Origin of the sequence: Streptomyces kurssanovii (genome assembly GCF_040677245.1) — a bacterium.
Taxonomy (GTDB): domain Bacteria; phylum Actinomycetota; class Actinomycetes; order Streptomycetales; family Streptomycetaceae; genus Streptomyces; species Streptomyces kurssanovii.
In genome coordinates this window covers 19,414-30,975 of the sequence record NZ_JBFAQK010000053.1, presented here as the reverse complement: position 1 = coordinate 30,975, position 11,562 = coordinate 19,414, and the positions used below count along the sequence as shown (strand labels likewise).

Sequence of the window (11,562 nt, the reverse complement as noted above, 5' to 3'; positions counted from 1 at the left end):
GCTCCGCGCGACCGCTCCGCGCGACCGCTCCGCGCGACCGCTCCGCGCGACCGCTCCGCGCGACCGCTCCGCGCGACCGCTCCGCGCGACCGCTCCGCGCGACCGCTCGCGCCCGTCACACCGGCTTGCCCACCAGCTCCCGCAGGATGTCCTCCATCGTGACCAGGCCCTCCGGCCGGCCGTTCTCGTCGAGGACGGCCGCCAGGTGGGTGCGGCTGCGGCGCATCGCCGTGAGGACGTCGTCGAGCGGGGTCGTCGCCCGGACCCGGGCGATCGGCCGCATCGCCGACACGGGGAACGCCACGTTCCGAGGCGCCGCGTCCAGGGCGTCCTTCACGTGGAGGTAGCCAAGGATGCGCCGTCCCGCGTCCACGACCGGGAAGCGGGAGAAGCCCGACTCGGCGGAGAGCCGCTCCAGCTGCTCCGGCGTCGTACCGGCCTGGGCGTACACCACGCGCTCGATCGGCATCACCACGTCGCGCACCGGCCGGCGGCCGAGTTCGAGCGCGTCGCGCAGACGCTCCGCGGAGCGGTCGTCGAGCAGACCGGCCTCGCCCGCGTCCTGCACCAGGTTCGCCAGCTCGTCGTCGGAGAACGTGGCGGTCACCTCGTTCTTCGTCTCGACCCGCAGCAGCTTGAGCAGGCCGTTCGCGAAGGCGTTGACCATGACGATGACCGGATGCAGGCCGCGCGCGATCGCCACCAGCGGCGGACCCAGCCACAGCGCGCTGCGCACCGGCTCCGCCAGCGCGATGTTCTTCGGCACCATCTCGCCCAGCAGCATGTGGAGGTACGTCGCGAGCGACAGGGCGATGACGAACGAGATCGGGTGGACCGCGCCGTGCGGCACGCCCACCGCGTCGAAGATCGGCTCGAGCAGGTGCGCGATGGCCGGCTCGGCGACGATGCCGAGGACCAGCGTGCACAGCGTGATGCCCAGCTGGGCGGCGGCCATCAGGTCCGAGACGTGCTGGAGACCCCACAGGACGCTGCGGGCCCGGCGGTTGCCCGCCTGCGCCTCCGGTTCGATCTGACTGCGGCGGACGGAGATCAGCGCGAACTCCGCGCCGACGAAGAAGGCGTTGACGACCAGGGTCAGGAAGCCGATGAAGAGCTGGATCGCGATCATCGTCCCGCCTCCTGGATCTCGTCGGCCACGTCCGCGGCCGTCGGCGGCGCGTGCATCAGCACGCGTGCCGCGCGTCGTCCGGAAGCGTCGACGACATCGAGCCGCCATCCGTCCATGTCGATGCGGTCGCCTTCGGCCGGGATGCGTCCCAGCTCGGTGGCGACGACTCCGGCGAGCGTCTCGTACGGACCGTCGGGCACCCGGAGGCCGATGGCCGCCAGCTGGTCCGTACGCGCGGCGCCGTCGGCGGACCAGAGGAGCCGTCCGTCGGCGTCCTCGCCCGCGGGCGCCAGGTCGGGCGTCTCGTGCGGGTCGTGCTCGTCGCGGACCTCGCCGACGACCTCCTCCACGATGTCCTCCATCGTCACGACACCGGCCGTGCCGCCGTACTCGTCGATGACGACGGCCATGGTGGACCTGCCCTGGAGCCGGTCGAGCAGCCGGTCGACGGTCAGTGACTCGGGCACGAGGACCGGTTCCCGCAGCAGGTCGGAGACGCGCAGCCGCCGGCGTTGCTCCGCGGGCACGGCCAGGACGTCCTTGATGTGGGCGATGCCGACGACGGTGTCGAGGTTGCCCCGGTAGACGGGGAAGCGGGACAGACCGGTGGCCCGGGTCGCGTTGGCGACGTCCTCGGCCGTGGCCTGCACCTCGAGGGCCGTGACCTGCACCCGGGGGGTCATCACGTTCTCCGCGGTGAGTTCGCTCAGGCCGAGGGTGCGGACGAACAGCTCCGCGGTGTCCGCCTCGAGCGCGCCCTCCTTGGCCGAGTGGCGGGCCAGCGCGATGAGCTCCTTGGGGCTGCGGGCGGAGGCGAGTTCCTCCGTGGGCTCCATGCCCAGTCGCATCACCATGCGGTTGGCCGTGTTGTTGAGATGGGAGATGAGCGGCCGGAACGCGGCGGTGAAGATCCGCTGCGGCGTGGCGACCACCTTGGCGACGGCGAGGGGGGAGGAGATGGCCCAGTTCTTCGGGACGAGCTCGCCGACGACCATCAGGACGACGGTCGACAGGGCCGTGCCGATGACCAGCGCGGCGGACGACGCCACGGAAGGGGAGAGGCCGAGGTCCTCGATCGGTCCGCGGATGATGGCGGCGATGGACGGCTCGGCGAGCATGCCGACGACCAGGTTGGTGACGGTGATGCCGAGCTGAGCGCCGGAGAGCTGGAACGTGAGGCTGCGGACGGCCTTGAGCGCGCCGGCCGCGCCTCTTTCACCGCGCTCCGCCGCTCGTTCGAGATCGCTGCGCTCGACCGTCGTCAATGAGAACTCGGCCGCGACGAAGGCTCCGCACGCGACGGAGAGCAGTACCGCCACGGCGAGCAGAAGCACTTCGGTCATCGGTTCACCTCCATCCCATGATCCGGCAGGGGGAGAAGGTTTGCGCGATGTCGGCTACTAGGAGGCTCGCCCATGGACGGACGCTCACACCTTTCGTACGGGAGTGGACAGTGCACCCATGGTAAAGGACGGGCAAAGGGGCCGGGTGGGCGGTGGGGGTCAGGTGAAACGCTTGACCCAGCGGCGCCAGTGGTCTTCGCGTACGTAGCCGGCGGACGTCCACGCCCGCTGCGCCTGCTCGTTCGCCTCGAGGACCATCGCGTCCCCGCGGCGGCCGCCCACCGCGGCGAACCGCTTCTCCGCCGCGTCGAGCAGGGCCGTGGAGATGCCGCGCCGGCGGTGGGAGGGCAGCACCGCCAGCCGGTACAGGGAGCAGCGCCAGCCGTCGTAGCCGGCGATCACGGAGCCCACGAGCACGCCGTCCGCCTCGGCGAGGAGGAGGGCCTCGGGGTCCCTGGAGATGAGTCGCGTGACGCCGTCCACGTCGTCCGTGATGCTGGTGCCCTCGGCGGCCTCCTTCCAGAAGGCCAGAACGGCCTCGGCCTCTTCGGGGGCGGCGTTGCGTATGCGCAGGTCGGTCATGGCGGCGAGCCAAGCACGCCCGCGACCCGCCCCGCCACCGTCTTTCCGCACTGTGGGACGGCGACGGGCGTACGCCGCCCGGTCATGGCGCCGCCTGTCCACGACCGGCCGGTGGCTGCTGCTCCTGACGGTGCCGGTGGTTCTCCACGGCCCGGCGTTCCCGCCGATGCGGCAGGGCGGCCCTTGCCACTGCTAGCAGCTTCGCGCTAGCTTCTAGGTGTGGCGAAGACACAGTTGAACGTACGCGTGGACGAGTCCACCGCGGAGACCGCCCGGCAGCGGGCGATGCAACGCGGCGTGAGCGTGAACCGCTACATCGAGGAGCTCGTCAAACAGGACGCCGGCGAAGCGGGACGCACCTTCGTCGACGCGGCGGCCGACTTCATGAAGCAGTACGAGTCGGTCTTCGCCGAGGAGTTCGGCGACAAGCGTTGAGCCTGCGGATCGACCTCGCCTGGCTGCTCATGGTCGCCGAGCACAAGATGCCCGGTGACCCCCAGGTCACCGACTGGGGCGCGCTCGTCGCCGCCGTCGCCCGTCACGAGGCGGAGATATTCGGCGTCCCCGTCTACAGCGATCCGGCCTCCAGGGCCGCCGCGCTGCTGCAACTGCTGCTGCACGTTCCGGCGCTGGAGCGTTCCAACGCCATGTTCGCCTCGGCCGTCGCCTACGGCTACCTCGTCGCCTGCGGACTGAAGGTCGTCACCTCGCCCGAACAGGTACGCGACCTGGCCCGTCTGGTGAAGGACGGCAGCGCCGACATCGCACGCATCGCGGAGGAACTGCGCGGCTGGAGCGAGTGACCCTCCGGTCCCCGACACGCGTTGATCCGTTCGGTCGGCACGGCTTGCGGGCCGATGGCTGGTACCTGGTGGCCAGTGTGCGGCCCTCCTCCCAGGCGGTAACCGTTTCGACCAGCGAGCCGACCGGCTTCAGATCGACCTGGCGGCGAGCACCCGGACCCCGGGTCCGGTCGCCGATGGCCTGAGAGCCCCTCAGCCCGCTCCAGACGCCCGCCAGGTTCGGGAAATCCGCGATGACGGCCCAGACGGAAGCAGGTGACGCGGCCGCTCGCCGCCGAACCGTGAGGTGACGCTCTGCCATGATGACCGCCTTCAGGTCGTCGCACCGTGGCACGTTCATCCTGATCGCCCGGAGGCGGGCGGGTCCGGCGCGCCCCGTGGTGGTTACCGAGGGGCATCGAGCCTGGAAGAACGTGTCCTCAGCCGTCCGTGACCGGCCGGCGGGCGACACCCAGCACGCACGGCGACGTCGGCAGCTGCGGTCCGTGGTCCGGCACCCGGAACCGCCGGTAGGGGCCGAGCTCGAAGCCCGCCTCCTCGATCGCGGCGATCGTGTCCCGCGCCGTGTGGCACCCGCCGAACAGCAGTGGCCACACCGTGCGGTCCAGGACCCGCTGGGTGGTCGCCAGGCCGCGGCCTTCCGCCCGCCCGTGCTCGAAGAACCGCAGCTCGCCGCCGGGCCGCAGGACCCGCCTGATCTCCGCCAGCGCCCTCGGCAGGTCCCGTACGGTGCACAGCACCAGCGACGCGACCGCCGCGTCGAAGCCCTCGCTCTTGACCGGCAGGGCCTCGGCCGCGCCGGGCGCCACGTCCACCGGGACCTCGGCGCGCAGGGCGGCCTCCGTGGCCAGCTTCCGCAGCGAGCGCTCCGGTTCGATGGCCACCACTTCGGAGACGGTGGACGGATAGTGCGAGAAGTTGAGACCGTTGCCCGCGCCGATCTCGATCACCCGGCCGGACAGTCCTCGCAGCAGCTCCGCCCGGTGGGCGGCGATGCCGGCCTTCAGGTCGGCCGTCACGCTCATCTTCGCGTAGAAGCGGGCGAAGAGCGGATGGTGGACGGCGTCCCGCGGGACGTTCGTACCGCGCTGAAGCGGGACCATAGGGGCCTCCTTCGGAGACGGGCCGGTCTCCGTCATTCTCCCCCGCTGCGCGCGGCTCAGCCGTCCGTGCCCGCCACGAAGCAGAATTCGTTGCCCTCCGGGTCGCGCATGACGAGGAAACGGCCGTGGTCGTCGGTCACGATCGCCCCGACACGCTCCGCCCCCAGCGCGGCCGCCTCGTCCGCGGCCGCGTCGATGTCACCGGCGTCCAGGTCCAGGTGAAGGCGGTTCTTGACCGTCTTGCCCTCCGGCACCCGCTGGAAGGCGACACGCGCGAACTCCGGCGGATCGATGTACGACCAGTCGTCGGAGCGGTCCACCGGGTCGCCGCCGAGGAGCCCGGCCCAGAAGCGCACCAGCCGGGCGGGGTCGTGGCAGTCGAAGACGATCTCGTCGATCCTTGCGCGCATGCGCGTCACCCTACGGCGGCGGTGAACGCCTCCGCATCCCACCGGCCGCCGAGGCGTGGCGTCAGCCAGGTCGCCGCCCGCGCCCTGAAATCGGCGGGGGCGAGCGCGCCGGCGCCCTCCGGTACGGCCCCGAGCAGCGGTGCGCCCGCGGCCTCCGGAAGGTCCGCCAGATTGCAGCGCGCCGCCAGACCGGGCGTCTGCGGCCAGCTCCCGACCACCACGCCCAACTGCTCCAGCCCGCGTGCGCGCAGAGCCTCCGCCGTGAGCGCCGTCATGTTGAGCGTGCCCAGGCCGGCCGGGGCCACCACGAGCACGGGCGCGGCGAGCTCGGCGGCCGCGTCCGCCAGCGTGGCACCGTCGTCGTCGAGCCGTACGAGCAGGCCGCCCGCGCCCTCCACCAGCACCAGGTCGTGCTCGGCCGCCAGCTTCTCGGCGGCCTCCGCCACGTCCTTGGGCCGCACGGGTGCGAGCCCAGCCCGCCGAGCGGCGGTGGCCGGCGCCAACGGCTCGGGGAACCGGGCGAGTTCGGCACAGGTCACCTCGCCCGCGAGCCGCCGCACCACATCGACGTCGCCGTCCTCGCCCGCCGTCAGCCCCGTCTGCGCGGGCTTCAGCACGGCCACGGACAGCCCCCGGGCCAGAGCCGCCGCGGCGACCGCCGCCGTGACGACGGTCTTGCCGATCTCGGTGCCGGTGCCGGTCACCACGATCACTGCCATGTGCTTGTGTGTCCTTCGTTCGTTCCGTGTCCGCTGGGACGTCCCCGGCCGGCGCGGCCTCAGCCCGCCGCTGCCGCCGCACCCACCGCGCGGCACACGCGGGCGAGGTCCTCGTCGTCCGTCACATAGGGCGGCATCGTGTAGACGAGGTCACGGAAGGGCCGCAGCCAGACCCCTTCCCGGACGGCCGCCGCCGTGGCCGCGGCCATGTCGACGTCGTGGTCCAGCTGTACGACGCCGATACCGCCGAGCACCCGGACGTCCTTCACCCCGGGCAGGTCCGCGGCCTCCGCGAGACCGTCGCGCAGACCCGTCTCCAGGCGTCGGACCTCTCGCTGCCAGTCCTGCCCGAGCAGCAGGTCGATCGAGGCGCAGGCGACGGCGGCGGCCAGCGGGTTGCCCATGAACGTGGGGCCGTGGGCGAGTACGGGGACCTCGCCGCGGGAGATGCCCTCGGCCACCTTCGAGCTGCACAGCGTCGCGGCCATCGTCAGATAGCCGCCGGTCAGCGCCTTGCCCAGGCACATCACGTCCGGTGCGACGTCCGCGTGCCCGGCCGCGAACAGCGTGCCCGTACGCCCGAAGCCGGTCGCGATCTCGTCGAACACGAGCAGCACGCCGTGCTCGTCGCAGGCCTGTCGCAGCACCCGCAGATACTCGGGGGAGTGGAACCGCATGCCGCCCGCGCCCTGCACGACCGGCTCGACGATCACAGCCGCGAGCTCGTCCGCGTGCCGGGCGATCAGGTCCCGCAGACCCCGTGCGTACGACTCCTCGTAGTCGGCGGGTGGCGCCTCGGCGAAGAGCTGGCGGGGCAGCACCCCTTGCCACAGCTCGTGCATCCCGCCCTCGGGGTCGCACACCGACATCGGCTGCCAGGTGTCGCCGTGGTAGCCGCCGCGCCAGGTCAGCAGCCGCTGCTTGGCGGGGCGGCCCAGCGAACGCCAGTACTGGAGGCACATCTTCACCGCGACCTCCACGGACACGGAGCCCGAGTCGCAGAGGAAGACGTGCCGCAGCGGCTCCGGGGTGATCTCCACCAGCCGGGCCGCGAGCCGCACGGCGGGCTCATGGGTGAGCCCGCCGAACATCACATGGCTCATCCGGCCCAGCTGCGCGGTCGCCGCCTCGTTCAGCACCGGGTGGTTGTACCCGTGGACGGCCGACCACCACGAGGACATGCCGTCGACCAACTCACGCTGCCCGTGCACCTCTTCGGCGAGCCGCAGCCGCACGCCGGAGGCGGACTCCACCACCAGCGGGTCGCTGCGGCCCGGCATCGGACCGTACGGGTGCCAGACGTGCGCCCGGTCCAGCGCGCGAAGCTCTTCGGGGCCGAACTCAGGCATTGGGCGCGAGGTCCGTCCCGGCTCCCCGGCGGCGCACCGCCACCAGATCCGTGCGCGCCGCGGACGCCTCACCCGCCGGGGCGGCGGTCGTCTTCGCCTCCGCCGCCTCCGAGGCGCACCCTCCCGAGTCGCCGTCGCCGCACACCGAGCCGCAGCCGCCGCCGGCCGCACGGTGCTCCGGCAGCGTCGTCGTGTCCGAGCCCTCCACCTCGAAACCGGCGTCCGCGATCATCTCGAGGTCGGTCTTGCCCGCCTGGCCCTCACTGGTGAGGTAGTCGCCGAGGAAGATCGAGTTGACCAGGTGCAGCGCGAGCGGCTGCATCGAACGCAGATGCACCTCGCGCCCGCCGGCCAGCCGCACCTCGACGTCCGGGCAGACGAACCGGGTCATCGCGAGGATGCGCAGACACCGCTGCGGCGTGAGGTGCCACTCCTTGGCGAGCGGCGTCCCCTCGAAGGGGATCAGGAAGTTCACCGGCACCGAGTCCGGGTCGAGCTCCCGCAGCGCGAAGACGACGTCCACCAGGTCCTCGTCGCTCTCACCCATGCCGGCGATCAGGCCGGAGCAGGCCGACAGACCGGCGGCGTGCGCCTTGTTGACCGTGTCGACGCGGTCCGCGTAGGTGTGCGTGGTGGTGATGTCCCCGTACGTCCCCTCGGACGTGTTCAGGTTGTGGTTGTAGGCGTCGGCGCCCGCGTCGCGCAGCCGCTCGGCCTGGCCGTCGGAGAGCAGGCCCAGGCACGCGCACACCTCGACGCCCTCGTTCTGCTCCTTGATCGCCTCGATGGTCCTGGACACCCGGTCCACGTCACGGTCGGTCGGACCGCGCCCGCTCGCGACCAGGCACACCCGCTTGGCGCCGCCGGCCACACCGGCAGCCGCGGCCTCCGAGGCCTCCTCGGGCTTCAGCCAGGTGTACTTGAGGATCTCCGCCTTCGACCCGAGCCGCTGGGAGCAGTACGAGCAGTCCTCCGGGCACAGGCCGGACTTGAGGTTGACCAGATAGTTGAGCTTCACCCGCCGCCCGAACCACTGACGGCGCACCTTGCCGGCAGCGGCCACCACATCGAGCACATCGTCGTCGGAGGTCGCCAGCACGGCGAGCGCTTCTTCGCGGGTCGGCAGCTCGCGCCGCAGCCCCTTCTCCACCAGTGTGTTCAGCAGGTCCATGGCGCCGATCCTGGCCTACCGCACACGTCCCGGCCAAGGAGGAAGCCCACAACACCCACGATTTGAGGTGTGTGCATGGCCACACCCGATACCCGGGCCCGCCCGGCTAGGGTCTGTCCGCTGCCTACAAAAGGACCGGACCGCCATGCCGAGGAATCCTTTCGACTGGATCGACGAGGAGTCGCGCCGCCGCGAGCGGGCGGGCCTGGTCCGCACCCTCCGGCCGCGCCCCGCCGACAGTGCCCTCCTCGACCTGGCGAGCAACGACTATCTCGGCCTCACCCGCCGCGCCGAGGTCACGGAAGGCGCCGTACGGGCCGCCCGCCGGTGGGGCGCCGGGGCGACCGGTTCCCGGCTCGTCACCGGCAGCACCGAACTGCACGCCGAACTGGAGCGTGAACTCGCCGACTTCTGCGGCTTCGAGGCCGCCCTCGTCCTGTCCTCCGGCTACGCGGCGAACCTCGCCGCGGTCACCGCGCTCAGCGGCCGTGACGCCCTCGTCGTCTCCGACGCGGGCAACCACGCCTCCATCGTGGACGGCTGCCGGCTCTCCCGTGCGGAGACGGCGGTCGTCCCGCACACCGACGTCGAGGCCGTACGCAAGACGCTCGAGGCCCACCCGGGCCGGCGCGCCCTCGCGGTCACCGACTCGGTCTTCTCCGTCGACGGCGACGCCGCACCCCTGCGGGGCCTCGCCGACGTCTGCCGTGAGCACGGCGCCGGGCTCCTCGTCGACGACGCCCACGGGCTCGGCGTCCTCGGTGCCGGCGGCCGCGGCGCCCTGGACGCCGCCGGGCTCGCGGGCGAGGCCGGGACCGTCGCCACGCTGACGCTCTCCAAGTCGCTGGGCAGCCAGGGCGGTGCGGTCCTCGGACCCGCCCGCGTCATCGACCACCTGATCAACACCGCGCGCACCTTCATCTTCGACACCGGCCTCGCCCCGGCGGCGGCCGGGGCGGCACTCGCGGGTGTGCGGGTGCTGCGCGACGAACCCGGGCTCGCCGGACGGGCGCGCGAGGTCGCCGCGACGCTGCACCGCGGGTTGACCGACGCCGGGCTGACCTCGGCCCGCCCGGACGCGGCGGTCGTCTCCGTGCAGGCCCCCTCCCCGGACGCGGCGCTGCGCTGGGCGGCGGACTGCCGGGCCGCCGGACTCGTCGTCGGCTGCTTCCGGCCCCCGTCCGTACCCGACGGGATCTCCAGGATCCGGCTGACAGCCAGGGCGGATCTCACCGACCGGCAGATCGGCACGGCGCTCTCCACGATCATCCGGACCGCACCGGGCAGTTGAGCCGCCAGGCCGCGGGCGGTGGCCGTAAAAACGGTCTGTCGTAGCAGAGTTCACCGCATCGAGCGACAGAAATGTACGTATCTCGGTGGATCGGCGCCCCTCACGGACGATAAGTGGCACTCTGACGCAGAAGCGTAATCCGTGGCCGTTCCCGCGTTTCATCCGCTACGAGTCGGAGCCCGGCCGCGGTGGGAAAGGGACAGCGCCGCCATGGCAGACCACCAAGAAGCATCCGCCACTCTGCCGAGCGATCCGGCGTCGGTTTCCGCCGCCCGGAGATATGTCACGGACGTCCTGTGCGAATGGGGACTGGAGCCGGACGCCGAGACCGTCGACACCGTCAAGCTGATCGTCTCCGAGCTCGCCACCAACTCCGTACAGCACACGTTCGGCCAGTCCCCGACGTTCACGGTGGATCTGCGCCTCGAGCGCGACGAGCAGTTGTGCATCGGCGTCACCGACAGCCATCCGCGCTGGCCTCAGCGGCTGCCCGCCGCCGTCCGGCAGGACAACGGGCGCGGCATGGTCATCATCCGTACGCTCACCGCGGAGTACGGCGGCCGGCTGACCGTCACGCCCACGGAGGAGGGCGGAAAGACCGTCTGGATCGCACTGCCCTGGTCGGTCCCCGTGCAGAGCTGACCGCTCCGCCCGCCCGGAACCCGAGCTCCTGGCTCGAAGAGCCCCTGCCTCACAGCCCCCGGCTCACAGAGTCCCTGCCTCGTGGACGGACCGGGTCCTGCTGCCCGCCCTTGCGAACGCGCCCCGCATCAGCGCCCGCAGCGACCGCACGGCCGGACCCGACTCCTCGCCCCGGTGGGCCACCGAGATCGTCCTGCGGAAGGCCGCAGGTTCCAACTGCCGTACCCGCAAAGGTGTCGGGGCCATCGAGGCGACCATCTCCGGCACGACGGCCACCCCCAGTCCCGCGCTGACGAGCGCGCACACCAGGGCGTACCCCGGTGACTCGCAGACCACGGCCGGTGTGGCGCCGGCGCTCGCGAGTGCGCGTTCCACCCCCTTGCGCGGCGGATGCGACGGCGCGCTGCTGATCAGCGGCTGGCCCGCCAGCTCGCCCACGGGCAGCCGGCCGGAACCGCCCGCGAGTACATGCCCCGGAGCGGTCACGAGCACCAACTCCTCCACCAGGAGGGGTTCCACCACCACTCCCTGCGGCGTGGCGGCCGGCTCGGCCGGTTCATAGGCATGGGTCAGTGCCACATCGACCTCGCCCGTGGCCACGGCCGTGACCCCGCCGGGCGGCTTGTACTCCGCGACGGTGAGTTCCACGTCCGGATGCGCGCGGCGGAAGGCGCTCAGCACGGGTGGCAGCAGATGGATCCCGACCGTCGTGAACGTGCCGACCCGAAGGCGGCCGCCGGCCAGGCCGGTGAGCCCCGCCAGCTCATGGCGCGCCCGGTCCATCTCGTCCAGCACCCGGCGGGCGCGTTCCGCGAGCAGCTCGCCGGCCGCCGTCAGCCGTGCGCCGCGGTGCGAGCGCACGAGGAGAACGGCCCCGGCCTCGCGCTCCAGCTTGGCGATCTGCTGCGAGAGCGCCGGCGCCGTGTATCCGAGCCGGGCGGCGGCCCGGGTGATGGAACCGGCGTCCGCCACGGCGACGAGAGCCGCCAGCCGGATCGGGTCGTACATGCCACCCCTTAA

At 72.4% G+C, this 11,562-nt stretch carries 14 protein-coding genes; 4 read left to right on the top strand and 10 right to left on the bottom strand.

Annotated elements, in window-relative coordinates; genetic code table 11:
• Positions 1-115: 115 nt before the first annotated feature.
• From AB0K36_RS27485 to AB0K36_RS27475, 3 genes are all read right to left on the bottom strand, one after another.
• Positions 116-1,129 (bottom strand): hemolysin family protein, encoded by a 1,014-nt coding sequence (locus AB0K36_RS27485; RefSeq protein WP_364599492.1) that lies wholly within the window; start codon positions 1,127-1,129, stop codon positions 116-118.
• Complete coding sequence (locus AB0K36_RS27480) at positions 1,126-2,472, bottom strand: hemolysin family protein (RefSeq protein WP_364599491.1); 1,347 nt, start codon at positions 2,470-2,472, stop codon at positions 1,126-1,128. Before AB0K36_RS27480 ends, AB0K36_RS27485 begins: the two co-directional genes overlap by 4 nt.
• 159 nt (positions 2,473-2,631) lie before the next feature.
• Entirely contained in the window at positions 2,632-3,054 is a 423-nt protein-coding gene (locus tag AB0K36_RS27475) for a GNAT family N-acetyltransferase (protein ID WP_364599489.1), read from the bottom strand.
• A gap of 219 nt (positions 3,055-3,273) precedes the next feature.
• On the opposite strand from AB0K36_RS27475, the gene AB0K36_RS27470 reads away from it, so the two are divergent.
• Entirely contained in the window at positions 3,274-3,489 is a 216-nt protein-coding gene (locus AB0K36_RS27470) for a hypothetical protein (RefSeq protein ID WP_005320324.1), read from the top strand.
• The gene (locus AB0K36_RS27465) at positions 3,486-3,857 is read left to right on the top strand and encodes a fic family toxin-antitoxin system, toxin component (protein ID WP_364599487.1); all 372 of its coding nucleotides are present in this window, start codon (positions 3,486-3,488) and stop codon (positions 3,855-3,857) included. Before AB0K36_RS27470 ends, AB0K36_RS27465 begins: the two co-directional genes overlap by 4 nt.
• Here AB0K36_RS27465 and AB0K36_RS27460 read toward each other — a convergent pair.
• The 6 genes from AB0K36_RS27460 to bioB form a co-directional block, all read right to left on the bottom strand.
• Positions 3,757-4,158 carry an SRPBCC family protein gene (locus tag AB0K36_RS27460; RefSeq protein WP_364599485.1) on the bottom strand — a complete coding sequence of 134 codons (402 nt, stop codon included), beginning with the start codon at positions 4,156-4,158 and terminating at the stop codon, positions 3,757-3,759. The genes AB0K36_RS27465 and AB0K36_RS27460 overlap by 101 nt on opposite strands.
• A 118-nt stretch (positions 4,159-4,276) precedes the next feature.
• Positions 4,277-4,960: a class I SAM-dependent methyltransferase gene (locus tag AB0K36_RS27455; protein WP_364599483.1), complete on the bottom strand. Its 684-nt coding sequence runs from the start codon at positions 4,958-4,960 to the stop codon at positions 4,277-4,279.
• 56 nt (positions 4,961-5,016) lie between these two features.
• The gene (locus AB0K36_RS27450; RefSeq protein ID WP_364599481.1) at positions 5,017-5,370 is read right to left on the bottom strand and encodes a VOC family protein; all 354 of its coding nucleotides are present in this window, start codon (positions 5,368-5,370) and stop codon (positions 5,017-5,019) included.
• A gap of 5 nt (positions 5,371-5,375) precedes the next feature.
• Entirely contained in the window at positions 5,376-6,089 is a 714-nt protein-coding gene (gene bioD, locus AB0K36_RS27445) for a dethiobiotin synthase (protein ID WP_364599479.1), read from the bottom strand.
• Positions 6,090-6,148: 59 nt separating this feature from the next.
• Positions 6,149-7,438, bottom strand: a complete 1,290-nt coding sequence (locus AB0K36_RS27440) for an adenosylmethionine--8-amino-7-oxononanoate transaminase (RefSeq protein ID WP_364599477.1) — start codon at positions 7,436-7,438, stop codon at positions 6,149-6,151.
• Positions 7,431-8,609: a biotin synthase BioB gene (gene bioB, locus AB0K36_RS27435; protein ID WP_364599475.1), complete on the bottom strand. Its 1,179-nt coding sequence runs from the start codon at positions 8,607-8,609 to the stop codon at positions 7,431-7,433. The genes AB0K36_RS27440 and bioB overlap by 8 nt, the downstream gene beginning before the upstream one ends.
• A gap of 145 nt (positions 8,610-8,754) precedes the next feature.
• Between bioB and AB0K36_RS27430 the strand changes: the two genes are divergently transcribed.
• Both AB0K36_RS27430 and AB0K36_RS27425 read left to right on the top strand, forming a co-directional pair.
• Positions 8,755-9,900, top strand: coding sequence for an 8-amino-7-oxononanoate synthase (locus tag AB0K36_RS27430; protein ID WP_364599473.1), 1,146 nt, complete (start codon positions 8,755-8,757; stop codon positions 9,898-9,900).
• A gap of 210 nt (positions 9,901-10,110) precedes the next feature.
• Entirely contained in the window at positions 10,111-10,542 is a 432-nt protein-coding gene (locus AB0K36_RS27425; protein ID WP_364599471.1) for an ATP-binding protein, read from the top strand.
• A 63-nt stretch (positions 10,543-10,605) separates the two neighbouring features.
• Here the strand turns inward: AB0K36_RS27425 and AB0K36_RS27420 are convergent, their stop codons facing one another.
• Complete coding sequence (locus AB0K36_RS27420) at positions 10,606-11,550, bottom strand: LysR family transcriptional regulator (protein WP_364599469.1); 945 nt, start codon at positions 11,548-11,550, stop codon at positions 10,606-10,608.
• Positions 11,551-11,562: the final 12 nt, after the last annotated feature.

Coding starts and splice junctions, on each gene's coding strand:
- AB0K36_RS27485 (WP_364599492.1), bottom strand. CDS start 1,129: ATGATCGCGATCCAGCTCTTCATCGGCTTCCTGACCCTGGTCGTCAAC.
- AB0K36_RS27480 (WP_364599491.1), bottom strand. CDS start 2,472: ATGACCGAAGTGCTTCTGCTCGCCGTGGCGGTACTGCTCTCCGTCGCG.
- AB0K36_RS27475 (WP_364599489.1), bottom strand. CDS start 3,054: ATGACCGACCTGCGCATACGCAACGCCGCCCCCGAAGAGGCCGAGGCC.
- AB0K36_RS27460 (WP_364599485.1), bottom strand. CDS start 4,158: ATGGCAGAGCGTCACCTCACGGTTCGGCGGCGAGCGGCCGCGTCACCT.
- AB0K36_RS27455 (WP_364599483.1), bottom strand. CDS start 4,960: ATGGTCCCGCTTCAGCGCGGTACGAACGTCCCGCGGGACGCCGTCCAC.
- AB0K36_RS27450 (WP_364599481.1), bottom strand. CDS start 5,370: ATGCGCGCAAGGATCGACGAGATCGTCTTCGACTGCCACGACCCCGCC.
- bioD (WP_364599479.1), bottom strand. CDS start 6,089: ATGGCAGTGATCGTGGTGACCGGCACCGGCACCGAGATCGGCAAGACC.
- AB0K36_RS27440 (WP_364599477.1), bottom strand. CDS start 7,438: ATGCCTGAGTTCGGCCCCGAAGAGCTTCGCGCGCTGGACCGGGCGCAC.
- bioB (WP_364599475.1), bottom strand. CDS start 8,609: ATGGACCTGCTGAACACACTGGTGGAGAAGGGGCTGCGGCGCGAGCTG.
- AB0K36_RS27430 (WP_364599473.1), top strand. CDS start 8,755: ATGCCGAGGAATCCTTTCGACTGGATCGACGAGGAGTCGCGCCGCCGC.
- AB0K36_RS27425 (WP_364599471.1), top strand. CDS start 10,111: ATGGCAGACCACCAAGAAGCATCCGCCACTCTGCCGAGCGATCCGGCG.
- AB0K36_RS27420 (WP_364599469.1), bottom strand. CDS start 11,550: ATGTACGACCCGATCCGGCTGGCGGCTCTCGTCGCCGTGGCGGACGCC.